The sequence below is a fragment of the Candidatus Dadabacteria bacterium genome, from assembly GCA_026705445.1.
GTDB lineage: Bacteria > Desulfobacterota_D > UBA1144 > Nemesobacterales > Nemesobacteraceae > Nemesobacter.
In genome coordinates this window covers 74,200-98,322 of the sequence record JAPPAR010000025.1, presented here as the reverse complement: position 1 = coordinate 98,322, position 24,123 = coordinate 74,200, and the positions used below count along the sequence as shown (strand labels likewise).

24 protein-coding genes and 1 pseudogene are annotated in these 24,123 nt (G+C 51.3%); 15 read left to right on the top strand and 10 right to left on the bottom strand.

All coding sequences use genetic code 11. The annotated features are described in order from the left end of the window. Window positions 1-307 precede the first annotated feature (307 nt). Both OXG75_06440 and OXG75_06435 read right to left on the bottom strand, forming a co-directional pair. On the bottom strand, window positions 308-727 hold the full coding sequence (locus OXG75_06440) for a type II toxin-antitoxin system VapC family toxin (GenBank protein ID MCY3625608.1): 420 nt from the start codon (window positions 725-727) through the stop codon (window positions 308-310). Further along, window positions 724-1,005: a hypothetical protein gene (locus OXG75_06435; GenBank protein ID MCY3625607.1), complete on the bottom strand. Its 282-nt coding sequence runs from the start codon at window positions 1,003-1,005 to the stop codon at window positions 724-726. The genes OXG75_06440 and OXG75_06435 overlap by 4 nt, the downstream gene beginning before the upstream one ends. Before the next feature lie 94 nt (window positions 1,006-1,099). Between OXG75_06435 and rmuC the strand changes: the two genes are divergently transcribed. From rmuC to OXG75_06415, 4 genes are all read left to right on the top strand, one after another. After that, window positions 1,100-2,578: a DNA recombination protein RmuC gene (gene rmuC / locus OXG75_06430; GenBank protein MCY3625606.1), complete on the top strand. Its 1,479-nt coding sequence runs from the start codon at window positions 1,100-1,102 to the stop codon at window positions 2,576-2,578. An 82-nt stretch (window positions 2,579-2,660) separates the two neighbouring features. Beyond that, window positions 2,661-3,461: an SDR family oxidoreductase gene (locus tag OXG75_06425; GenBank protein ID MCY3625605.1), complete on the top strand. Its 801-nt coding sequence runs from the start codon at window positions 2,661-2,663 to the stop codon at window positions 3,459-3,461. A 28-nt stretch (window positions 3,462-3,489) separates the two neighbouring features. Continuing rightward, window positions 3,490-3,912, top strand: coding sequence for a DoxX family protein (locus OXG75_06420; GenBank protein MCY3625604.1), 423 nt, complete (start codon window positions 3,490-3,492; stop codon window positions 3,910-3,912). Between the two features lie 62 nt (window positions 3,913-3,974). Then, on the top strand, window positions 3,975-5,240 hold the full coding sequence (locus OXG75_06415) for a hypothetical protein (protein MCY3625603.1): 1,266 nt from the start codon (window positions 3,975-3,977) through the stop codon (window positions 5,238-5,240). 114 nt (window positions 5,241-5,354) lie between these two features. On the opposite strand, the gene OXG75_06410 is transcribed toward OXG75_06415, so the two are convergent. The 3 genes and pseudogenes from OXG75_06410 to sucD all read right to left on the bottom strand — a co-directional run bounded on the left by OXG75_06410 (window position 5,355) and on the right by sucD (window position 8,834). Beyond that, window positions 5,355-6,308, bottom strand: coding sequence for a membrane dipeptidase (locus tag OXG75_06410; protein ID MCY3625602.1), 954 nt, complete (start codon window positions 6,306-6,308; stop codon window positions 5,355-5,357). Between the two features lie 27 nt (window positions 6,309-6,335). Further along, a pseudogene (locus OXG75_06405) lies at window positions 6,336-7,886 on the bottom strand (hydantoinase B/oxoprolinase family protein). Window positions 7,887-7,964: 78 nt separating this feature from the next. After that, window positions 7,965-8,834, bottom strand: coding sequence for a succinate--CoA ligase subunit alpha (gene sucD / locus OXG75_06400; GenBank protein ID MCY3625601.1), 870 nt, complete (start codon window positions 8,832-8,834; stop codon window positions 7,965-7,967). Between the two features lie 296 nt (window positions 8,835-9,130). Between sucD and OXG75_06395 the strand changes: the two genes are divergently transcribed. Next, a complete protein-coding gene (locus OXG75_06395) occupies window positions 9,131-9,751 on the top strand; it encodes a hypothetical protein (GenBank protein MCY3625600.1) in 621 nt (206 codons plus the stop codon). Between the two features lie 46 nt (window positions 9,752-9,797). On the opposite strand, the gene OXG75_06390 is transcribed toward OXG75_06395, so the two are convergent. Continuing rightward, on the bottom strand, window positions 9,798-10,670 hold the full coding sequence (locus OXG75_06390) for a YicC family protein (protein MCY3625599.1): 873 nt from the start codon (window positions 10,668-10,670) through the stop codon (window positions 9,798-9,800). Window positions 10,671-10,854: 184 nt separating this feature from the next. On the opposite strand from OXG75_06390, the gene OXG75_06385 reads away from it, so the two are divergent. The 8 genes from OXG75_06385 to dcd all read left to right on the top strand — a co-directional run bounded on the left by OXG75_06385 (window position 10,855) and on the right by dcd (window position 18,043). After that, window positions 10,855-11,328: a hypothetical protein gene (locus OXG75_06385; GenBank protein MCY3625598.1), complete on the top strand. Its 474-nt coding sequence runs from the start codon at window positions 10,855-10,857 to the stop codon at window positions 11,326-11,328. 1 nt (window position 11,329) lies between these two features. Beyond that, window positions 11,330-12,130 carry a 4-hydroxy-tetrahydrodipicolinate reductase gene (gene dapB / locus OXG75_06380; GenBank protein MCY3625597.1) on the top strand — a complete coding sequence of 267 codons (801 nt, stop codon included), beginning with the start codon at window positions 11,330-11,332 and terminating at the stop codon, window positions 12,128-12,130. A gap of 20 nt (window positions 12,131-12,150) precedes the next feature. Then, window positions 12,151-13,260, top strand: a complete 1,110-nt coding sequence (tgt, locus tag OXG75_06375; GenBank protein MCY3625596.1) for a tRNA guanosine(34) transglycosylase Tgt — start codon at window positions 12,151-12,153, stop codon at window positions 13,258-13,260. Further along, entirely contained in the window at window positions 13,261-13,638 is a 378-nt protein-coding gene (gene yajC / locus OXG75_06370) for a preprotein translocase subunit YajC (GenBank protein MCY3625595.1), read from the top strand. A 4-nt stretch (window positions 13,639-13,642) separates the two neighbouring features. Then, window positions 13,643-15,244 (top strand): protein translocase subunit SecD, encoded by a 1,602-nt coding sequence (gene secD, locus OXG75_06365; protein MCY3625594.1) that lies wholly within the window; start codon window positions 13,643-13,645, stop codon window positions 15,242-15,244. Between the two features lie 10 nt (window positions 15,245-15,254). After that, window positions 15,255-16,166 (top strand): protein translocase subunit SecF, encoded by a 912-nt coding sequence (gene secF / locus OXG75_06360; protein ID MCY3625593.1) that lies wholly within the window; start codon window positions 15,255-15,257, stop codon window positions 16,164-16,166. A 116-nt stretch (window positions 16,167-16,282) separates the two neighbouring features. Continuing rightward, a complete protein-coding gene (pheS, locus tag OXG75_06355; protein MCY3625592.1) occupies window positions 16,283-17,302 on the top strand; it encodes a phenylalanine--tRNA ligase subunit alpha in 1,020 nt (339 codons plus the stop codon). A gap of 177 nt (window positions 17,303-17,479) precedes the next feature. Next, window positions 17,480-18,043, top strand: coding sequence for a dCTP deaminase (gene dcd / locus OXG75_06350; GenBank protein ID MCY3625591.1), 564 nt, complete (start codon window positions 17,480-17,482; stop codon window positions 18,041-18,043). A 36-nt stretch (window positions 18,044-18,079) separates the two neighbouring features. Here the strand turns inward: dcd and OXG75_06345 are convergent, their stop codons facing one another. Next, window positions 18,080-18,889, bottom strand: a complete 810-nt coding sequence (locus tag OXG75_06345; protein ID MCY3625590.1) for a nucleotidyl transferase AbiEii/AbiGii toxin family protein — start codon at window positions 18,887-18,889, stop codon at window positions 18,080-18,082. Between the two features lie 54 nt (window positions 18,890-18,943). Further along, window positions 18,944-19,552, bottom strand: a complete 609-nt coding sequence (locus OXG75_06340; protein ID MCY3625589.1) for a hypothetical protein — start codon at window positions 19,550-19,552, stop codon at window positions 18,944-18,946. Window positions 19,553-20,179: 627 nt separating this feature from the next. On the opposite strand from OXG75_06340, the gene gyrB reads away from it, so the two are divergent. After that, entirely contained in the window at window positions 20,180-22,639 is a 2,460-nt protein-coding gene (gene gyrB / locus OXG75_06335; GenBank protein ID MCY3625588.1) for a DNA topoisomerase (ATP-hydrolyzing) subunit B, read from the top strand. A gap of 55 nt (window positions 22,640-22,694) precedes the next feature. On the opposite strand, the gene OXG75_06330 is transcribed toward gyrB, so the two are convergent. Then, window positions 22,695-22,823 carry a hypothetical protein gene (locus tag OXG75_06330; GenBank protein MCY3625587.1) on the bottom strand — a complete coding sequence of 43 codons (129 nt, stop codon included), beginning with the start codon at window positions 22,821-22,823 and terminating at the stop codon, window positions 22,695-22,697. A gap of 144 nt (window positions 22,824-22,967) precedes the next feature. Beyond that, window positions 22,968-23,450, bottom strand: a complete 483-nt coding sequence (locus tag OXG75_06325; protein MCY3625586.1) for a helix-turn-helix domain-containing protein — start codon at window positions 23,448-23,450, stop codon at window positions 22,968-22,970. Between the two features lie 196 nt (window positions 23,451-23,646). On the opposite strand from OXG75_06325, the gene OXG75_06320 reads away from it, so the two are divergent. Further along, on the top strand, window positions 23,647-24,087 hold the full coding sequence (locus tag OXG75_06320) for a hypothetical protein (GenBank protein ID MCY3625585.1): 441 nt from the start codon (window positions 23,647-23,649) through the stop codon (window positions 24,085-24,087). Window positions 24,088-24,123 lie beyond the last annotated feature (36 nt).

The window sequence follows — 24,123 nt, the reverse complement described above, 5'->3', positions numbered from 1 at the left end:
CATGGCTGCTGACCCTAAAAACCCTTCCATATCCCTATGCGGTGAGAAATGCGGGCTAGGCCCGGCGAGAAACGAAATGCTGAAGGAAATACTGCGGTTACCTGGAGTATCCGGGGATGGCGGTACGCAACCGGATTATAAGGTCAGTGATATTCCATGATGGCAAGGCTCGAGAACTTGTTGAGGAAGGGGGACATTTTACGTTTGCCTGTGGAAATGAAGACCTGATTTGGCGAACCCGGCAGTTATTAGATCGGCTAAAATTGCTTTATTCCTGCATTGGAAAACGCACAAGACCAAGCACTTTTCATTCCCACGGGTTCTCAACTTTGATGTCCAGACCGGCAAAATCTTCTGTATTGCGTGTTGCAACCAATAGATCATGAGCTTTGGCCGTTCCCGCAATCAGTGCATCGCCCAGTTGTAACACCCGACCGGACCTGCGGGCTTGAGACCGGAGTCGAGCAGCCAATTCCGCTTCTTTTCGGCCCAGTGGCAAAACATGGTCTTGCTGCTCTATGCCTGCGATAAATTCTGACAGTAAAGATTGTAAACTGTAGCGACGGTTCCCTTGTGGAAGAAGTTGCAGACCAAACTCCAGTTCATGTATAACAATCGTAGAAAGCCAAAGGTTCCCGTGTTCGGACAGGAACTCGATTACTCTCGGGCTTGGCAGTTTTTTTGTCAGTTCCGATATAACGTTGGTGTCAAGGAGATAACCGTTCATTCAAAATCATCCTCATCAATGAACGGGATTTTACGTCCGGGCTCGCGACGGTCGGGAACCGGAAGGTTTGTTCCCCGTGGCATATTTTCGACCAGCCATTTACCCATATGTTTCTTAGGCGGCTTTTTAATTTGCCACAACTTGTCGGGTACAAGAATAAAGGACTTCCGTATTCCGATACGCTGAGGACCCTCTGTCTCTGCAAGCCTCAGTATTTCGGAAAGTTTCGCTTTGGCCTCGGCTACAGTCCAGACATGCTGGCTTTTGGAAATGTTCATGGTTCTAACTCCTGTATATGCTAAATCTAGTCTAGTCTAGTATATATGCTGGGTTTTTATTATCAACAAGAATTGTTTACAATAAAAGTCTGACATGAATATCTCCGACCTGCTTACCCACATCGCAGCGATGGCGGTTACGGCCCTTGCGTTATCCTATTACCTGACCAGAGAAAAAGGCCAGAGAAAGTCGGTTGAAACTGAGTTGTCCATTATAAGAACCGAACTGGAAGAGTCAAAGAGCAAGGGTGTGCTGCTTGAAGGGGAGCTTAAGGAATCGGTCGAGGCTACAAGTGTTCTTAACGCCGAGAAAGCCTCCCTTGAATCCAGCGTAAAGGAGAAGGAAGCTGCAATTGCGGACCGTGATTCCAGGATTTCCGGGTTCGAAGGGCAGGTGAGGGAACTCACTTCACAGGTTACCGAAAAAGAAAGTCTTCTCTCAAGGCTCAGTACCACCATAGAGCAGGAAAGAAAGGGTTTCGAGGAAAAGCTGTCCATTCTGGATGAAGCGAAAAAAAGACTCGGAGATGAGTTTGAGAACCTCGGAAACAGGATTTTTGAGGATACGACCAAGAAATTCACCGATAAGAACAAGACGGATATGGAGACCCTGCTGAACCCCCTCCGAGAGCAGATAAAGGATTTCGAGAAAAAGGTCACCGATACCCACAAGGATGCGAGCAGTGACATGGCTTCCCTGAAAGCCCACATAGAGAACCTCAAGAATCTGGGCGAGCAGATGAGCCGCGAAGCTGTTAATCTCACCACCGCCCTCAAGGGAGAGTCACAGACTCAGGGTGCCTGGGGGGAGATAGTGCTTGAGAGGGCCCTTGAGATGTCTGGCCTGTCCGAGGGCAGGGAGTATCACTCACAGCCGAGCTACAAGGGGGACAACGGCAATACCCTCCGACCCGACGTGATAGTACATCTTCCCGAGGGAAAAGACGTTGTGATCGATTCCAAGGTATCACTCACCGCTTATGAGAGATACATGTCCTGCGAGAATGAGGAGGAGAAGGGGGACTACCTCAGGCAGCATATTCTTTCGTTTCGAAACCACATAAAGGAGCTCAGTTCCAAGGGATACCAGGGTATTTCCGGAATCACGAGCCTTAACTACGTTTTGATGTTCGTTCCGCTTGAATCCGCTTTCATGCTGGCCATAGAGACCGAGAGGGATCTTTACTCTGAGGCTTTCGAGAAAAACGTGATAATCGTCTGCCCCTCGACTCTTCTCGCGACGCTTAGAACAATACACAGCATCTGGCAGTTTGAGTATCAGAACGCAAACGCCAGGGAAATAGCCGAGAGCGCCGGCAGGATGTACGACAAGTTCGTGACTTTCACTGAGCATCTTGAAGAAATCGGAAAGCGCATAGAACAGTCCGATCAGGCTTATCAGAAGGCGATGAGCAGTCTTCGCGACGGCAAGGGCAACCTCGTGAAAAGAGCCTTGGATCTCAGGGAGTTAGGAATAAAAACCTCGAAGGAACTTCCCCAAGATTTTTCGGAGAGGTCCGAACTCTCGGGATACGCGGTTTCTTCCGGCAAGGAGACGGACGAGGGATTATAGTGATCCGTCGTGTTTAGAAAAAAGAGGGGAAATCGTGTACGATTCCACTTCCTAAATTCGATATCTAGAGAGGTAGCATAGATTGTTTGAGAATTCTATTAAAGGCAAATGGGCTCTGGTGCTCGGTTCTTCAAGCGGCTTCGGGGAGGCCTGCAGTCTTGAGCTTGCGCGCCGGGGAATGAATATTTTCGGCGTCCACCTTGACCGCAGGGGCACGATGGCGAAGGTGGAGAGCATAGTTGAGCAGATAAAAGCTACGGGAAGTGAAGTGAAGTTCCATAACGTAAACGTGGCCGACGCGCAGAAAAGACAGGAGGTCATTGCGGACATAAAGGACGTGGTGCAGCAGGATGGCTCCCAGGTAAAGGTGATGATACATTCCGTTGCCTTCGGGACGCTAAAGCGCTACGTTGCGGATGAACGCAGAGACGTTCTTAACACCAAGAACATTGACATGACCTTGGACGTGATGGCCCACAGCATCGTTTACTGGGCTCAGGATCTTGTTATGGAAGGAATAATGGGCGAGGGCGGGAGAATATTCGCCATGACAAGCTCGGGGAGTCACAGGGTATGGCCTACTTACGGCGCGGTATCGGCCGCCAAGGCCTCCATAGAGGCACACATACGGCAGCTTGCCGTTGAACTTGCTCCAAACGGTATTACCGCAAACTCAATAATGGCCGGAGTAACGGACACTCCCGCGCTGAGAAAGATCCCGGGAAACGATAAGCTCATTAACCACGCTCTCGCGGCAAACCCTTCAGGAAGACTGACGACACCGGAAGACGTGGCAAAAGCCATCGCGCTTCTCTCTCTCGACGAAGCCTCCTGGGTCACGGGTAACGTGATAGGGGTTGATGGTGGGGAAGACCTTGTCTGATAAGTCTTATTAGTATAAAGTATAAAGCATGTTAAGTTACGGCAGAGACAGGGACTGGGATTTAGGACTTCTTCTGCTAAGAGTGGGCTTCGGCTTCTCGATGCTTATTTTTCACGGCTACGGAAAGCTGATCGGCGGGCCCGAGAGATGGGCTAAAGTCGGGGGGTCGCTACAGACCTTCGGCATTGATTTTTATCCGGTTTTCTGGGGCTTTATGGCGGCTTTTGCCGAGTCTTTCTGCTCGGTTTTCATAATCGCGGGGATTTTCTTTATGCCTGCGACTTTTCTTCTGTCCATTAACATGATCGTAGCGGTTCTCTTTCACCTGTATCTTCCGGAGGAGTCACCCGCGGCGGGATGGTCGGGGGCTTCACACGCGATTGAGTATCTTTTCGTCTACGTAGTGTTGATGATTTCCGGCCCCGGAAAGTACAGGATAAACCTGGGCTGACGCTCTTCGTTGGTTTTTTCATCCAAACAGGTCTTGGATTTTTAAAGGCGTAAGCTATAACCATGTCCAAAAATCGTAGAATCAGTTCCTTTATCTTATTTGCAGCTACAATGTCAGTCGCTTTGGTGCTGTCCGGCTGCCAAACTCTGAATTGGAACGAAAAATGGCAAAGCAACTTTGTTGATCAAATGGCTGTGGCCAGAGACAGTCAGATGCTTAAGAACCTGGTGCGCATGCGCTATGGAACCCCACCTGTATTTACAACTGTTGACACGGTAAAGGAAAAATACGAACAGGCACCGAGTCGAATTTCATTAACCGGCGCAGTAACCAGCGTCCTTGGCTCCTCAGTAGACAATAGCGTGGGAAACGAAAATAATCTCTCAGGGCAAGTGGGGATAGGCGGCACCCGTGAAACTACCTTTCAATACAGTCCGCTTACCGGCGAGGAACTGAATGAGACCATGAATCAACGTTTGGGGCTGGAGACGGTGTTTTATCTTACCCAATCCGGGTTTTCGATAGAACGCGTTCTGGCAATAACGGTTGAGCGTTTCGGCCCTGCGTTAAATGCCCCGTTTGCATCCGGACCCACCCCGGATCATTTGCCAAAGCAGGAAGAATTCAACAAATACGAAGCTATACTTACCGCATTAAAAGATTTGAGACAACAAAATAAAATAAGATTTTTCAATATCGACCTTGATGAAATCAATGTCAGCCCTGATGAGATCTGTTCTGAGCTTTCCATGCCTACCAAAACCAAAAAAGAAGAATCGCAGACGAAATTAATAGCCTGCTTTTTGGATGACAACTTTGATTGCTCGTGCGAAAACAATAATGACCCGCAATGGAAAGAGTTGACGAATTTTTTGAAAATTGAAGATGGAAAAGGAATTTTAATGCTGACCGAATCTGAAACCAAGTCCAATTCCGAAATAAAAGTGAGAACCCGCTCACTGTTCGGAATAATGCACTATCTGTCGCAGAACGTGAAAGTACCCGACGGGGACAGGGAAATAGTCAAAATCTCAAAGATCAGGAACGGCGAAGGTTCCGGGGAAGAAGGCGAAAAGCAATATGGTTGGGGCGACAGTCCCGCTGGACAGCTATTCAAAATCATGTCAAGCCATACGCAACCTCAGATGATTTGTTCAAGTCCCCGAACTGATGGAGACTGCGCTTCGGTTTTTACCAGACATAACGGTCACTGGTTTTACATCGACGCCAAGGATCATGACAGCAAGGCGACTTTCGCGCTGCTAACGAAGTTATTTGAAATGCAAATCTCTGGCAGGGACACGAATCGAAACTTTTTTTTCCCGTAAACTTATCCATGTCAGCGGAAAGATAAGGGGGTTTGTGTGAAGCGCAGGTAGGGCAGTGCGGGATTCAGAAATCGGCAGGCATCCGCTCTGGATAAAGAAAGCGTCGGCGACGCATTACTCTATGTCGTCCGGTACCTTTTCAAGATTCGTTTTTATTACCCGAAGGAAGTTTTTCCCCATTATTTTTTCCACAACCGCCCTCGGGTATCCCTTGCCGAGGAGATACTCGGGGAGTGCCGGGAGTTCGGATATATGTCTCATTTCCTCTGGGAAATCATTTATCGGCGCTCCGTCCATGTCGGTTCCCACTCCCACGTGATCCTCGCCGCAGACGCCTATAATCTGGTCTATGTGGGCGTATATGTCTTCGAGGGTAGCGTGACCCTCTCCTTTCCTTAGGAATTTCCCGTAGAAGACAACCCCGATTACCCCGCTCCTCTCGGAGATGGCGCGAAGCTGCTCGTCACGCAGGTTTCTTGGATGATCCACAAGCGCTCTTGAATTAGAGTGGGTCGCAACGGGTATGAGATCGGTTAGTTCCACGCTTTCCCAGAAACAGCGTTCGTTAAGGTGGGAGAGATCAAGCGTGATTCCCAGGGCGTTCATCTGCCGCAGAAGCTCTTTTCCCTGCTCGGAGAGTCCTTCGCTGCTTTCGGGCCCGGAGGCGTAGATGTTCCTGTTGTTCCAGGAAAGGCCGATAGCCCGGACGCCCCTTTTTTGGTATTCAAGAAGATGCTCCGGGTTCAATACGGGGTCAGCTCCTTCCATGAGAGTGAAAAACCCGATTTTTCTGCCTTCCCCCAGTTTGTCTATGTCTCCTCTGTTTTTTATCTGAAAAACGCTTTCTGAGTGTTCGCTGTATATCTTGTCGTAGAGGTCAAGCTGGGCCATGGCTTCTGTGACGGAACGCGCTGGTTTGTGCTTCGGGTGTATAAAAACGGTGTTGAAAACAACCCTGGTCCCGCTCTGTCTGAGCCCGGGCAGGGTTATCATGCAGGGAACCTCGGGATTCTCGAAGTCCCTTTTGTAGTGGCGCATGTGAAAGGCTATGTCCTGGTGAGCGTCGATGGTGAAAAAATTAGCCGGGACGGGCGCTCCCCATCCTCCTCCTCCCGGAGTCTCGATTCTCACAGCTTCTCCTGCCTTTACCGCAACAGAGCATTTCGCGGGCAGCTTTTCCTCTTCCCCACCCGATACAAGCGTGTTCCGCCCGCTTTTCCCTTCTTCTCCGCCTCGGGCTCCCCAGGGCCGCTTCTCCCTTCTCTCGGTTATGAGGGAGATATGGGAGTCTTCGAGGAACCTGTACTGCCTTATGATTCCGTCCCCGCCCGGGAACCTGCCAGGGCCCCCTGACCCCTTTCTTACGGAATATGATTCCACCATTACGGGAAGCTCCCTCTCGATTGCCTCAACGGGGGTGTTAAGCGTGTTTGTCATGTGCGTGTGCACAGCGTTCGCCCCGTCCGCGCCCGACCGTCCTCCCATTCCGCCGGCTATGGTTTCGTAGTAGGCGTAGGAGGCATCGGAGGGTGTGTCTTGCGGCGAGCCGAACGCGAGGTTGCTCATTGTTCCCGCGCTTGCCGCCTGTATCGTTTCGGGTATTGCCACCGCCAGCGCTCCGAACACCACGTCCACTATCCTTTGGGACGTCTCTACGTTTCCGCCTACGACCGCGCTCGGGTACCTGGCGTTAAGAATCGAGTCCTCTTCGACCCTGATCTCAATCGGCCTCAGGGTTCCCGAGTTAAGAGGCGTGTCTTCGCCCGAGAGACACTGAAAACAGTACAGAACCGCGGAGGTCGTTACGCTCAGGGGGGCGTTAAGGCATCCTTTTACCTTCTTCGAACTTCCTCTGAAGTCGACCACCGCCGCGTCCCCGCTTATCTCTATCTTTACCCGTATCGGTATATTCCCCGTTCCCGCCCCGTCGTCTTCAAGGTAGTCAATAAAGACATAATCCCCATCCGGTATTTTCTCTATGGCACCCCTAACGAGCCTCTCCCCGTAGTCAAGAAGTCCGGAAGCGGCCTGGTTTATTTTCGAAAGAGAATATTTTTCGAGAAGCTCCCGCATCCTTTTCTCCCCGGTATCAAGCGAGGCTATCTGCGCCCGAAGATCCCCTTCTCTTTCCTCATGATCCCTGGTCGAGAGAATTATTTCCTGGAGCAGGGTTTCTTTCAGTATTCCTTCTTCCCGTATTCTGGTCGGGGGTATTATGATTCCCTCTTCGTGGATTGTCGTTGAAAGCGGCATGGACCCCGGGGTGTCGCCCCCTATGTCAGCGTGGTGGGCCCGCGAGGCGAGCAGAAACTCGGGCTTCCCATGAACGAACACGGGCGCTACGCACGTTACGTCGGGAAGATGCGTTCCGCCGCGGAAAGGGTCGTTAAGTATGAAGACGTCTCCCGGAGAGAGGTTCTCCGTCGCTACCGATCTTGCGGCAAACGACATTGATCCCAGGTGTATGGGAATATGGGCCGCCTGGGCGATCATTTCTCCGTCTGAGTTGAATATGGCGCAGGAAAGATCCCTTCTTTCCTTTATGTTGGGGGAGAATCCCGCCCTTACGAGAACAGAACCCATTTCCTCGGCGATTGTTCCGAGAAGATTGTTGAAGATCTCGAGCTCGAAAAGTTTTAGTTCCATACGGGCAAGATAATAACCAATTTTGAGGATTGCCCGTGTGAGAAGCAGGATTCGGAGTGGCAGTTGAGTCTCGCGGCTTTAGGAGATTGCGCTTTTTAGCGCTTCTCCCATCTCGGCCGGGCTTTTGCAGGTGGTGACTCCGGCGCGCTCGAGGGCACGGAACTTGTCCTCGGCGCTTCCCGAACTCCCTGAAATAATGGCTCCGGCGTGGCCCATCCTTTTCCCCTTGGGCGCCGTGGCTCCCGCGATGAACGCGGCTATGGGCTTCGTGAAGTTCTGGCTTATGTATTCGGCCGCCTCTTCTTCGTCAGACCCACCGATTTCCCCTATCATTACCACCGCGTCTGTGTCCGGGTCGTTCTCATAGAGCGAAAGCGCGTCGATAAAGGTGGTTCCGATAACTGGATCGCCGCCTATGCCGATGCACGTGGATTGTCCTATGTCGAGGTTAGTAAGCTGCCATACGGCCTCGTAGGTGAGAGTTCCGCTTCTTGAGATTATTCCCACTCTTCCGGGTTTATGTATGTACCCCGGCATTATCCCCACCTTGGCCTCCCCGGGGGTTATAACGCCCGGGCAGTTGGGTCCCACGAGCCTTGAGTCAGAACCCCTCATGTACTCTTTTACCCTCACAACGTCCAGGGTGGGTATTCCCTCGGTTATGCAGATTACGAGCTTGACGCCGGAATCAAGGGCCTCCAGCATCGAGTCCATAGCAAACGCTGCAGGAACGAACACAAGGGACACGTCCGCTCCGGTTTCCCGCACCGCCTCGGACATGGTGTCGAAAACCGGGAATCCCTCGACGCTGTTTCCGCCTTTTCCCGGGGTGACGCCGCCAACGATGTTGGTTCCGTACTCGCGGCACTGGGTCGCGTGGAAAAGCCCGGCGCTTCCCGTTATCCCCTGCACGAGAACTTTGGAGTCTTTATCTACAAGAATGCTTATTTTTTCGGTTCTCCCTTGCGAGCTTCATTGTTTCTCAAATGAGGGGGAACTATAACATGCCTGTCTGTTTTTTCAAAGTCCTCTGCTCCGGGTCTGCAAAGATGGCAAAGGATATCCTGCAGTCCTGAAACGGCTTTTTTAGAAGGGTGCTCCGCAGCAGTCCTCAGAACATTGTCGCCTAGTTCGGGGGAGGGCTGGTTTATAAGCGGTTTTCTGTGAAGGATGCACTGGTTCTTTTAGGACTTATCGTTTCGTATCATGCTAAAATTACTTATAAATTGTTGCAATGCCCGTTCATGGCCAAGCCACCGCCCAGAGCGGGCGGAATGATACAGATATATAAAATCAGCTTTCCCGACGGATCGGCTTACGTCGGGCAGACAAGACAGCCGATTTTCTCCCGACTCGCGCAGCATCGGCGGTCGAACCCATGCAATTCGATTCTGCACCGAAACCTTCTGATAATGAAGCCGACTGTGGAAGCTCTCTCTCGTCACCGCAAGCAGGAGATTGCCGACCGGGAAGAAAGAAAGTGGATCATGGGACTTGAGAAACCGATAAACAGATATATTGACGGGAAGCAGATCAACGTGAATCCCGAAGCGCCGTCGTTGCGTGACAACAGGTGGCCTAAAGAAAGAAACCGGCGGAAGAGGCCCAAGTATCCTCGTAGGGACAGCGGTTATCACGTTTGTTCCTGGTGTTGGCGAAAACTTCCAGTGTCGGAATTCTATTCGGACTGCTGCAGGTCGGTTGGTCTCTCAAGCCGGTGCAAGAGATGCGCTGAAGCCGAGAGCAGGGCCCGTCGAGAGGCGATAAGAAAAAGAGAAGATACTTCCGTCGCTTATTTCCAGACGAAGCTAGCGTGTCAGGCACTGCGGACGACGAAAACCCGACCGGTGGTTAAAGTTGTATGAGAAATAAAAGAATACCCGGGCATGAATCTCGGGACCCGGTGGAACTCTATTCTATATTCTGAATCTGTTCCCGTATTTTCTCGAGTTCAAGGCGTACGCCTATTGTAAGGTGCGAGATCCCCGCGTCCTTGCATTTCGCCGATATCGTTCCCGCCTCCCTGTTCATTTCCTGGACCAGAAAGTCAAGCTCCTTCCCTACGGCCCCCTTTTTCCTGGCGGTTTTCCTGAACTTTGAGATATGAGCCTCAAGCCTTACGATTTCCTCGTCAATCTCGCTTTTCTCCGTGATTATTGCCGCGGCTTCCTGGGAGATAATGGGATCGTCCTTGTGCTTTGAGGAGAAGATTTTCTCGATTTTCTCCTTAGTCTTTTTGTCGGATTTCTTTATGAATTCCTTCCGTTTCTTCTTTATGCCGTCAACAGTCTTTCTTATGACCTCCAGACGCCCGAGTATGGATTTTTCAAGTTTCTGCCCCTCGATTTCCCGGCTTCTGTTGAACTTTACGAGAGTTTTTGCGACCGCTTCCTTGATTCTGGCTTCCGTCTCCCTTGAGACCTCTGGTCCGGCGTGGCTTTCAAAGGAATTCTCCATCATGAGCAGGTGCTCAATTCCTATCTCCGTTTTGAGCCCCAGGGCGGAATTGATTCTTTTGAGGGAACTGTGATTTTCCCGGAGAACCTTTTCGGATAACCGCTGTCTTTCCTTTTTGTTTGTCTGCACGGAAAGCCTCAGGCGGAGCTTACCCCTCTGAATCGAGTTCTTCAGCCTGTCTTCAATGGAGGTTTCCATGTGGAGTAACGATTCGGGAACGCTGGCCTTGACGTCAAGGAACCTGTGGTTCTCCGAACGCATGTCCACCATGATCTTTCCGATCTCCGTGCTTACGGATGATTCCGCGAAACCTGTCATGCTTTTCATGATAGTTCCCCCTTTTTCCTGTACCCGTTTTCTTTTTTCCCAAGCAGGATACCCGCAACGGGTTCGGCTTCGCAACCGCCGCCGGGTGTGCAGAGAAAACGCGGCGCACATCGCCGAAACTTGCCTGCGCCATTTTTCTCGTTTAACTTCTTACTTTATTCACAGGATCTTCAGTTCCCGCTCCATGAGAAAAGCTTATCTTTTGGTTCTGCCATTGCTGCTTCTTTTTGCTTCCTGCGCCATTCCCGTGCGAAGTCAAGACGCAAGAAGGCCGCAGCCGAGAGTTTCTGCCACCAGCGTGGTGAACTCTTTTCTCGAGGCACTTAAGGAACGGGACTTTAAATCCGCTTACGAGAAGATCCATATATTCAGTTCGGACCGCGAGGGTTACGTGAGCAGGCTCGAGCTTCTTTACGAGCGCTACGACATCAGGATAGCTGACTACAGGGTCCTGGCGACCCAGCTTTTCAAGGACACCGCCATAGTGGTCGCGGAAGTGGAGGTCGACTACAGGGAGCCGGGCGAAGACAAGCGTCAGAGGGCCAGATACACAAACCGCTACGATCTTTCCATACCCGAAAAAGAATGGAAGATAATGAAGGACGAGTGCATTGAGAACTGCAGTTACGGACCGCAGGGCGGAGACGGAGGAGGCTAAAGTGATAAAGGTTGCGGTAGCGGGGGTGTGCGGGCGTATGGGAATGAGCGTGGCTTCACTCGCGGGCTCAGACGGGGATATCGAGCTTGTGGGGGCGACTGAGGCGGCGGGACACGTTTCGGTCGGCCGGGATCTAGGGGATCTTGTCGCGGGCGCGGGGCCGGGAGTAAGCGTGAGTGACAGCATTTCGGAAGCGGCCCGGGACTCGGACGTCATAATTGACTTTACCGTTCCCGAGGCGACCCTTGCCCACGCCGAATATTCGGTCCGGAACGGAAAGTCGATGGTCATAGGGACAACAGGCTTTGAGCCCGGGCAGAGGGAAGAGCTCCTTGGGATGCTTCGGCGGATACCGTGCGTTTTCTCTCCCAACATGAGCGTCGGGATAAACGTCCTTTTCGAGATATCGAGGCAGGTGGCTTCTCATCTGGGAGAGAGCTACGACGCCGAGATTTTCGAGGCCCATCACAGGGGGAAAGCCGATTCTCCCAGCGGAACGGCAATCGCGCTCGCAGAAGCGGTCGCCGCCGGTCTCGGATCAGAACTCGAAGACGTGGCAAGATACGAAAGGCACGGACGGATAGGGGCGAGAGGGGAAGGGGAAATAGGCATCCAGACGCTTCGGGGAGGAGACGTGGTCGGGGACCACACCGTCATGTTCCTCGGCGACGGGGAGAGAGTGGAGCTTACCCACAGGGCGACCAGCAGGGAGAACTTCTCTGCGGGCGCGATTCGCGCGGCGAAGTGGATTCCGGGAAAACCTCCGGGGGTCTACGCTATGAGGGACGTGCTCGGATTCTGATCCCGCCGCGTTTGTCCGCCATGTACCAGTTCAGGCTTATCGAAAAGGAAAAAGGCGGTTCCGCCAGGCTGGGGGAAATCCGCACTTTACGCGAAACGGTCAAGACTCCGGCATTCATGCCCGTGGCGACCCAGGGAGCAGGCAAGGCCATAACGCCCCTTGATCTTCGCCGTCTCGGTTTCAGGGCTCTTATAGCAAACGCCTACCATCTCTACCTGAGGCCCGGCACGGACATAATAAGCTCCCTCGGCGGACTTCACCGCTACATGTCGTGGGACGGCGCGATCGTCACCGACAGCGGCGGCTATCAGGTCCTGAGCCTCGCGAAAAGCAGGAAGATAACGGAAGACGGGGTCTCCTTCCGCTCCCACATAGACGGAAGCGAGCATTTCTTCTCCCCGGAGGTCTCAATAGCCGTTCAGGAGGACCTGGGCTCTGACGTGATGATGTGCTTTGACGAATGTCCGGCCCATGATTCCCCCTACGAGTACATGGAGAAGTCGGTTTCCCTTACGACGCGCTGGGCGGGGCTCTGCAAGCAGGCGCGGCGGGACCCCTCCAGGGCCCTTTTCGGCATCGTGCAGGGAGGGGTGTACGAGGATCTTCGGGCGCGCTCGGCGGGCGAGCTTGTGGACATAGGGTTTGACGGCTACTCGATAGGCGGGCTGGGGATCGGCGAGTCAGGCGGGGCGACTTTTGAGATTACCGAACTCTGCGCCGGGCTTCTGCCCGAGGACAGGCTCAGGTACCTCATGGGCATCGGCAATCCGGGCGACATAGTGAGGGCGGTAGCTCTCGGAGTCGATCTTTTCGACTGCGTAATCCCGACCCGCAACGCCCGCAACGGCACTCTCTTTACAAGCCGGGGAAAAGTGGTTATAAAAAACTCCCGTTACGCGTACGACAGCTCGGCTCTTGATGAGGATTGCGGCTGCTACACGTGCGAAAATTTTTCAAGGTCGTATCTGAGGCATATATTCATGGCCGGGGAGATTCTCTCTCTTCAGCTGCTGACCCTTCATAACCTCTATTATTACTCCGAACTGATGAGAAGAATAAGAGAATCGATAAAAACCGGCACCTTCAGGCAGTTGTGCTCGGAACTCAGCGATGCTGAGGAGGAACAGTAATTGAAAACACTAGCTTTTGCCGCTACTTCAGCCCTTTTTCTTTTATCATGCATGCCTCCCGGGACCGGGCAGGGAGGAACGGGGGGAACGCCGTTCTCGGCCATACTCCCGTTCGTTTTAATATTCGCCCTTTTTTACTTTCTTATAATAAGACCCCAGCAGCGCCAGAGCCGTGAGCGCAAGAAGATGCTCGCCGAGGTAAAAAGAGGCGACGGCATTGTTACCACCGGTGGCATATACGGCAGGGTGATAAACGTCGACGGGGACGATCTCACGGTCGAGATAGCTAAAGGCATCAACATAAAAATGGTCCGCTCCGGGATCTCGGAGAAGACCGATTCCGGGGCCGCTGAAAGCAAATCCAAAGGGGGCGGCTGATTAGATGAAAGGCGTGTCCCGTCTTTGGATTACCGTTATCGCTCTTTTCTCTTTTCTCTGCGTAATACTCCTTACGCCTACCTTCATGGGCGACAAGCTTCCCTCGTGGTGGGGGAAGGTTTTCTCAAGCAAGGGGATAAGCCTCGGGCTTGATCTTGAGGGAGGGATATTTCTTCTTCTGGGAGTGGAGACCGAAGAGGGCGTGGAGCAGGAGATGCTCATAGTCGAGGAGTCCCTGGTATCGAAATTCAGGCAGAACAGGATTCTCGTTAAGAACTCCTCTGTTTCGGACGGAACCCTCACGATCGGCCTTTTCCCGGGCGCGGATATGGACAAGGCGCTTGAGGTCGCGCGCGACGAGTTTGAGAAGGTGGCGGATATAAGTTCCGACGGCTTTCTGGTCAGGCTCTCGATAAAACCGTCCTACGTGGACGAGCTTGAGCGAAACTCAATAGAGCGGGTTCGCCACATAATAGAGAACCGCGTTAAGGATTTCGGCCTTGTCGAGCCGAGCATACAGAAGTCAGGCGAAGACAGGATCCTGGTGCAGGTGCCGGGCGCTTCCAAAAAAGACAGACAGAGAATAGTTAACCTGATCAAAAAGACGGCCGTTTTGGAATTCAAGATCGTAAGGGCGGCCGGGGTGTCGCAGGAGAACCTGCTTGCCGCCGCCGAAGCCGGGACCAAGAAGCAACTCGCGGAAAAAGGCCTTGTCATCCACGAGGGAGACACCGGGAACGAGAACGAAAAATTTTTCCTCACTGAAAGGCTTGCGAGCGTGACGGGGGAATATATCTCGGATGCCCGGATAACGTTTGACAATTACGGAAACCCCGCGGTCGGGTTCACGTTCAGGGGGGAGGGCGCGAGCAAGTTCGGAAAGCTTACCGAGGCTAACATCGGCGAACGTCTGGCGATAGTTCTTGACGGTGTGATAAAGTCGGCTCCCACAATCCAGGACAAGATAACCTACCAGGGCACGATAACCGGCACTTTCACCACGGAGGAGGCAAAAGACCTCGCGCTTATCCTTAGATCGGGCTCCCTTCCGGTTCCCGTGAGGGTCGAGCAGGAAAGGACCGTAGGTCCTTCCCTGGGGCAGGACTCGATAGAGAAGGGAAGATTCTCCATGATCGTCGGCGGCATACTTGTTCTGGTGTTCATGGTCTTTTTCTACAGGATGCAGGGTGTTGTAGCGAACGCCGCGCTTGTGCTCAACATACTTTTCATAATGGGTTTTCTCTCCGCTTTCGGCGTTACGCTTACGCTTCCCGGCATAGCGGGACTCGTTTTGACGCTCGGCATGGCGGTTGACGGAAACATCATCATATTCGAGAGGATAAAAGAGGAACTCATGGCGGGCAAAACCGCGGTTCACTCGATTGAAACGGGATACGCGAGATCCGTCTGGACCATACTTGACGCGAACGTCACGACGCTTCTCACGGCGCTTATACTCTTCTGGCTGGGCACCGGTCCCGTAAAAGGTTTTGCGGCAACGCTTTCAATCGGAATAGTGTCGACCGTTTTCAGCAACCTGATTGTGGCAAGAGTCTTTACGAACATGCTTTACAGAGACAAGAACCTAACGGAAGTAAGTATCTGAGGGTGCACGAGTGCGGATTATAGGAAAACTGAGTTACGATTTTGTGGATAAGATGGGGGGTGCGATGCGTATTTCCATCGCGCTCGCGGTTATCTCCATCGCCTCCCTTCTGTATCACCAGGGCCCTAACTGGGGAGTAGAGTTCACCGGTGGGACGGAGATACATATAAAGCTCGCGAAGAGCCTTGAAACCGAAGTTCTGAAAGGTGCGCTTGCCGAGAATGGTTTTCCCTCGGAATCGGTCCAGCGCTTCGGCCTTCCGGGCGACAACGAGCACCTGATACAGTTTGCGCCGGAACTTGCGACTTTTGACCAGATAGGAGATTTTCAGAAAAAGCTGGAGGACCTCTTCGCCACGTCAGAGAATTTTGAGGGAGCCTCCATCCAGAGGATAGACTACATAGGTCCCAGGGTGGGTAAGGAGCTCATAACCAAGGCCCTTCTGTCCATACTGATTGCGTGCGTCGGAATACTCGCCTACCTGGTGTTTCGGTTTGAATTCGGTTTTGCCGTGGGGGCGGTTATCGCCCTTATTCACGATACCCTTATAACTGTCGGGGCCATATCGCTCGCGGACAAGGAGTTCACCCTTGCGATCGTAGCCGCGCTTCTGACCGTGATAGGTTATTCGGTTAACGACACAATCGTCATATTTGACAGGATAAGGGAGAACATGGGGAATTTCCCCGAAAAGGGCTTCAGGGAGCTTGTTAACGATGGAATAAGCCAGACGCTCTCGCGTACGTTGCTCACGGCTATAACGGTATTCATAGTGCTCCTTCCGCTCTTTTTCCTCGGCGGCTCGGTAATACACGATTTCGCGTTTACTCTTATGGTCGGGGTCGTTATAGGAACCTACTCGTCGGTTTTCGTGGCGAGTGCCTTCGTGGTCTACTGGAGAAAAAGGAAGGCGGCCGGATAGGAGCCGCGCTTTGGCGGATGTCCCGTCAAAGGCTCCATCCGCGCTTTGATAATCGCTCCCATAACGGTTAAATATTTTTCCGTTTTGTTTCTTAAAACACACAACTCGTTCATATTATGCAGGAAGCGCTTGAGCAGATAAGAAACCAGATAGATTCTGACCTTGAGGGGGTCTCTACGGAGGCCGATCTCGTCAGGGTGAAGGCAAGCTACGTCGGGAAGAAGGGATTTCTCACGCAGCTTCTGAAATCCATGAAGGACCTTCCCGCTTCCGAGCGCCGCCAGGTGGGCATTCTCATAAACGGAACCAAAAATGAAGTCGAGGATCTGATTGAGAGAAAATCCGACGAGATAAAGCGCAGAGCGATGGATGAAAAGCTTCTTGAGGAGGCAACCGACTTCACTCTCCCGGGGCGTGGAATGCCGGTCGGAGCCAAGCATCCCATAACCCAGGTGATGGAACGCATCGTCTATGATTTTGAGAGGATGGGGTTCGAAGTCGCCGAGGGTCCCGAGGTCGAGCTTGACTACTACAATTTCGAGGCGCTAAACATACCGAAAAACCACCCCGCGAGGGACATGCAGGACACTTTCTACATAACTGATGACATGGTCTTGAGAACCCATACCTCACCGGTGCAGATACGGATCATGCAGACCCAGCAGCCTCCCGTGAAGATAATAGCTCCCGGAAAGGTTTACCGGTGCGACAGCGATGTTTCCCACACCCCCATGTTCCACCAGATAGAGGGTCTTCTCGTTGACAAGGGGATAACTTTCGGAAACCTGAAATCCGTCATAATTCAGTTCGTGAAACTCACTTTCGGCGACAATACGAACGTAAGGTTCCGCCCGAGTTTCTTTCCCTTCACCGAGCCCAGCGCAGAGGTGGACATAGAGTGTCAGATATGTTCCGGCAACGGATGCAGGGTATGCAAGGGCACCGGCTGGCTTGAAATAATGGGATGCGGAATGGTCGACCCCGCGGTTTTCTCGAGCGTTAACTACAACACTGACATCTATTCGGGTTTCGCCTTCGGCATGGGGGTTGAGAGAATCGCCATGCTTAAGTACGGAATAAACGACATAAGGCTTTTCTTTGAGAACGACGTAAGGTTTTTGAGGCAGTTCGTATAATTTTTTGCAGGGCCCCAGTCATGTGTGAGGCGCCGTTTTTTATGGATCGCTTCATTATTAGTGCATGAAAACCACCGGATTAAACAACGTTTCTGAGTTTAAAAAATATCTTTATATATGAGAGCAATACGAATCAGATATTAAACGAGATTCGAGAAAACAGAAAGGAGAACACCAATGGGAATCAAACCTGATCACTGGATAAGAAAAATGGCGCTTGAGCACAAGATGATAGACCCTTTTGTGGAAGGCCAGGTAAGCAAGGGCGTTATATCGTACGGCCTTTCCTCTTACGGCTACGATATCAGGGTAAGCAATGAGTTCAAGGTGTTTACCAACCTGCACAGCGCCGTCGTGGACCCTAAGAATTTCGATCCCAACTCCTTTGTGGAGATAGAGAACGATTACTGCATAATTCCGCCGAACTCCTTCGCGCTCGCAAAAACCGTTGAATATTTCAGGATACCCAGAAGCACCGTTACCGTGTGCGTCGGTAAATCCACTTACGCAAGGTGCGGAATAATCGTTAACGTCACCCCGTTTGAACCCGAATGGGAGGGATACGTGACGCTTGAAATTTCGAATACAACCCCCATTCCCGCGAAGATATATTCAAACGAGGGAATAGCCCAGGTGCTCTTTTTTGAGGGTGATGAGGAATGCCAGATTTCGTATGCGGACAAGAAGGGAAAATACCAGAAACAGACCGGCATAACGCATCCGAAAATTTCCCAGAGGTAGCATGACGGCCGCTGTCTTACGGCTGATTTTAACGCCTTAAGAGAAAAGACCGGCAATCTGTACGCGCAGGTCGCTGAGTACCATCTTCAATGCGGGCGGATCCGGCACGATGTCTCCAAGTGAGCGTTCCCAGTCCTTGCCGACGAGGGCAAGCAAGCCGTCGTCAAAAAAGTCCTCAGCGCTTGTGAACATGATGTTCTTTGTCGAGCACTTGTTCCTCAGGAAAGAACTGAAATCGGTAAAGTCCATGTCATTCTTGCGTGCGCTCAATATATGCCAGAGGTCATAGTAATCGCGAGCACGTGGTCTGACCCATCTGCTGCTTTTAAATCTGTCAACGTTTTGCAATACCGCCCGCAGTTTTTCCGCGACAACTTCTTCAAGGGAATACGTATTGATTTCCGCTTCGAGCGGTTCGTCGTAATGATGAATGATTTTTCGCCTTTGCTGGGGCCTGAGAATTTTTTCATCCATGGTGATTTCCACCATAATGCCGGTAAGCGGATAATTATGCCAAGGGAGGCGGGCCCGTATTTTGAAAGCTTCCTGATTTCCAGGGTGAGGGCGCCTTTCCTTATAGCGTTTACAGACAATATTAACGGGTTCTTTCAGGAGTCTCTGTTGAACGATCTCGCACGCTTCCCGAATGGAATTTTCCATGTTATCGCCTCTGGGAGCCGCGGGGAGTCCGGTAAAATCCAGGTCCTCGGAAAAGCGATAATCATCGAAATAACATTTCCTGAGAGCCGTACCCCCCCCCCTTGAAGACAAGGGTGTCGGAAAGTGCCGGTACTTGGCTGATACCGGCGAGAATCCAGGAAAGCAGATAATCACGTTCGATAACATGCAACGGAATGCCGGTGGACTTGTGCGCCTGCGAAATAAGGGAGTAAGCTGATTTTACCATGAGTCAATGTTCCCGGGCAGATTTTCCTGTATCATCCAGCGGCTGTTGCACGGCCCCTTTCTCGGCCCCGTGGGATCAAGCTTGCGATAGCCCTTGACGGGCAGTTCCGCAAGTTCGCTGAATTCGGAAGAATCATATCCCCAGTATTCAAGAATCCAACCCAGTCGTTTTGCCGCCGCGCCGCTCAGTCGCAGAGCGTATTCGACTATACGCTTGATATTCAGTCTGTCTTCTGTTTTGTTAAAGGCGTAAAGCACTTCCTCAAAGCCGCCGCAGTACTGTGGACGGCAGAGACCGTCCAGAAGGGTACGTTCCATATCCGTTATTGATACCAGAGTGTTGCCGATCAGTATTTCTTCCGTACCGAAGAAATGCTCGGGTTTCACCTGAATGAACCTGTATGAAGCGTTCCCGCTCTCATAACCCCTGTAGGACATTCCTCTGCCTTTAATCCCTCGAACGCGCGGGAAGGAACTTTCCGTGGTTGTCAGGACGAAAATCGTTCTCGGAATCTGTTCTGTCAAGCCGTGGTGATTCATGGCCAGCCAGTGAGAGATCGCCGCGGGGCTTGCCAGATTCATCGCGATCTCAAACTCGTGCACGGGAAAGATTCCGGGAACGGACAGTGCGAACAGCCCTCTGCGAATCGGGACTATCCAGTCATTTTGACGCAGGTGGTAAAGAGCTTCGCATAGGTACGAATCCTTGAGACCAACGCGGGGGGCCAGTTCCCGCGCCCGTTCTGTGGAGAATATCCTGTCTCCCTGGGAAGCCAGAAGCTTGACCAGTTCAATTCCGACCAGGGACTTTTTTAGACTTCTTTCGGTGTTAATTTGATTTTCTCCAATTTTTACTTAATATAATCTATCATGTTTGATATAAATAATATGGCAAAAATTAGATAATATCAAATTTTTGCCATATTAAATCTATTTCATAAAAACGCAAATTTACCTTCAAAAACATTATTCGTACAGCAGGTGATGTCTCTTGAAGTTCTGTGCGACTATGATGGTCTGAAAACAAGGATTTCGGCTGAGATAACCAGATTTGAGAGAGCAGGACTGCTCGTTGATGACCGCACAGCAGATTGTTTTGGAAGAAATTTCTGATTTTTACTTAAACTGCCGGATATTACAGACTTTTTTCTTTTTCTCAGGTATCATAATAATCACAATATCTCTAACCGGGAGGTACTTGTTTTGAGTGAGTCTCAAGAATCCGAAATAATGGGTGAATTGCGGCAGGATAACGGTTCCGGCGACGATTACACCGCCGAGCAGATAAAGGTTCTTCCGGGCCTTGAAGCCGTAAGAAAACGCCCTGACATGTATATAGGGGATACCAATTCCCGGGGATTCCACCACCTCGTGTTCGAGGTTCTCGATAACAGCGTGGACGAGTCCCTTGCGGGCTTCTGCAACCGTATCTCCGTTACCGTGCACGTGGATGAAAGCATTACGGTTGAAGACGACGGAAGGGGAATCCCGGTTGACATCCACGAAGAGACGGGGAAACCGGCCGTTGAGGTCGTGATGACCATGCTCCACGCCGGGGGGAAATTCGACAGCAAAGTCTATCAGGTTTCAGGAGGACTCCATGGTGTGGGAGTCACGGTGGTAAACGCGCTCTCGGAGAATCTCTCAATAGAGATCAAAAGGGAAGGGGATGTCTGGTACCAGGAATATGAAAAGGGAGAGGCGGTAAAAGACCTTAAAAACACCGGGAAAACGAAAAAAAGCGGAACAAAGATACATTTCAAGCCCGATTCTGGGATATTCGAGGTTAGCGAGTTCAATTACGACATCCTAGCCCACAGGATAAGGGAGCTTGCCTTTCTTAACAAGGGCCTTCGTATCACCCTTAGCGACGAGAGAACGGACAGGTCTCAGGAGTTTTTCTACGAAGGGGGGATCGTCGCTTTCGTCGAGGAGCTTAACCAGAACAGAAAAGCGCTCCATCCCGAGGTGATCTACGTCGCTGGCGAGAGGGACTCGACCGTGGTTGAAGTCGCGCTGCAGTACAACGACACTTACAGGGAAACCATATTCTGCTACGCGAACAACATAAACAACGTGGAGGGCGGAACCCACCTCTCGGGCTTCCGGACTTCTCTTACGAGGACCATAAACAGGTATGCCGAGGAGAAGAACCTTCTTAAGAACCTCAAGATGGCCATTGCCGGGGAGGACGTGAGAGAGGGTCTCGTGGCTGTCGTGAGCGTAAAGATCCCGGATCCGAAATTTGAAGGCCAGACCAAAACGAAGCTCGGGAACACTTCCGTAAGGGGTATCGTCGAGTCTTTGCTGAACGATAAGCTTCGGGTGTTCTTTGAAGAGAATCCCACTGTGGCCAGAAGAATCGTGGAAAAAACGATAGAAGCCGCAAGAGCGAGAACCGCCGCGAGAAAGGCAAAGGAGCTTACCAGGAGAAAAAGCGCCCTCGAGTCCGGATCGCTTCCAGGGAAACTGGCCGACTGTCAGGAGCGCGATCCGGAGAAAAGCGAACTCTACATAGTCGAGGGAGAGTCGGCGGGCGGATCCGCGAAACAGGCAAGAGACAGGCACAATCAGGCCATTTTGCCACTTAAGGGAAAAATCCTGAACGTCGAGAAGGCCAGGCTTGACAAGATGCTTGCCAATGAGGAGATCCGTACCACGATCACCGTTCTGGGCACCGGAATAGGGGAAGAAGAGGGCGAGTTCGACATATCAAAGATACGCTACCACAAGATAATACTGATGACCGACGCGGATGTTGACGGATCGCACATAAGGACTCTTCTTCTAACGCTGTTTTACCGCTATTTCAGAGAAGTAATAGAAAAGGGATATCTCTACGTCGCGCAGCCTCCTCTGTACCTTGTGAGAAAGGGAAGAAAGGAAACTTATCTCAAGGACGATCAGGAATACGAGGAACTTCTCGTCAAGCTCGGAGTCGAAGGCCTTGAAATTGCCTCCGGAGGCACAAACGGCCACGCAAGGCAGATCAAAGGGTCAAAGCTTTTCGATCTCGTGCAGAAAGCCATCAGGTACGGAAAACTTCTTGACCGCATGAGCAGGTGGGGGAGAAACAGGGGGATAGTTGACGGTTTCGCCAGAAGAGCCGATCTCGGCAAGACCAACCTAAGGATTGGCAACGAAGCCTCTTTGGACACTCATCTTGTTGCAATAAAGCAATGGCTCGCAGAAAGCTATCCCGACATAGTTGATCTTGACTGGACGCTTGGAGAGGACACCGAGCATAATTCAAACAGCATTGAATACGGCTTCAGGGAAAACGGAAGGATAAGCTCCTGCCTGATTGATTTTAACTTTCTTGCCTCTCCCGATTTCAGGGAACTTAGGAAGCTTGCCGAATCGCTTAGCCCGCTTTGGGACTCTGCCTGTCATATAGTTGATGATGGCGTCGAAAAAGAGATCGGAAGCCTCGAGAAATTTGTTGAGTTCATCATGGAGAGAGGGAAGAAGGGTCAGTTCATACAGAGGTATAAGGGTCTCGGGGAGATGAACCCGGAGCAGCTCTGGTCGACGACCATGAACCCCGAGAACAGGGTGCTGAAGCAGGTCCAGGTTGACGATGCCGTTGAAGCAGACGAGATATTCTCAAAGCTTATGGGCGATCAGGTAGAACCCAGAAAGGAGTTTATTGAATTAAACGCCCTCAGGGTAAGCAATTTGGACATCTGAAAATTCCCCGTTACCGCGCGCGTAGGAAAAGGGCCCTGTCCGTTGTCTCCTTACCTCAGGTTCGGGTAAACATGCTTGCGTGCACTACAGCTTCCTTGAGCATAAGAGCCTGTCCTACCATCACCCTGTCCGTCATGCGTAGCTCCGTTCCCATACCGATTCCAGGACAGGATTTCTGGTTCATGGATCCGAACCGTTTGATTGCCCACAAAGCTCTTTCCGCTGCTTGAGTTTTCAGCACCCATCAAACCCCTTTTAATGGACTTTTAACGACCAGTTAAATTAAGCCAGTTACTTAAGATTTCAGCTGTACGCAACAATCATGCCATCAAAAAAAACTCGCCAAACTAAATCCACCATTTTGCCAAACTAAATTCGCCGTTATACTAGCGTCCTGGTGTATCATCTCCCCCTCCTGCTCCCGCCGATCCCTAAGTTCTCTGCGCTTCCCCCTCCGCCTCCCCCTGGCAACCACCCCGGCACTGTGAAGACGCTCCTTTACCCAGCTGTAGCTGCGCTTGCCCCCGTGCTCTTCCACGTACGCTTCGTAAAAGTGCCTTATGTTGCGCCGAGAATAACGCTCTTCGTACAGTGCCACCAATGCGTCCACCTCTTCCTGAGGCGCCCGCAGAGGCGATCTCCTGCCCAGACGCTTGTCCACAAGGCCTCCCACACCTTCCTCACCGTAACGCACAATATAGCGGCGAAACGTCCTCTCACTCATCTCCAGCTGCGCAGCAGCCTCCTGTTGAGTCACCTTCCTCTCCTTCCATCTCCGGTATACTCGCTCAAACTGGTTCGTTCTCACCATCTGTAGATACCTGATCTGATCCATCTCCTTCCTCCTTGCTATCAAAGGAGATAAATCCAGATCACCTCAAACCGGTCAACTCACGTGTTTAAAAACCGGTCATTTAACTTACTCTCTACATCCGTTTGACAAGATGTAGCTGTATTATATAGTTCATAGATATAAGGACATGAATAATAATCGGAGGTTCGGAACAATGACGATTCATAAAATTATTGAAGATCTACAAATCACTATAGACACTTTAAACAAGCCACACAAAGACCTACAAGCTAGGCTAGAAGCTGCAAATAAATTCTATAAAATACCACAGAATATATTTGATTTTCACAATAAGGTAACTGCTTCCGCTAAAAGAATGGAGAAAATGGCAGATCCTCTCAAAGAAATGCTTGCTACGGGTAAAAGAATAGATGAGTATTACAAAGAAATATTTGCTCCGGCTGAAAGAATGCAGGAATACAAAAAAGAATTGATAAATTCACATCTGGAACAGCTTAGGCTCACGCTTGATTATACCGACAGAATTAAGGAACTTGAAAACAGAAATTTTACTCGTTCTGATGAGCTTCCACCGAAACAGGAAGATATAAAACCAAAACGGAGAATAGGCTTCAGAGCACCAAGCGAGGAATAACATTATCTCACCCTCCTAAACCCACTTTTTTCCAGT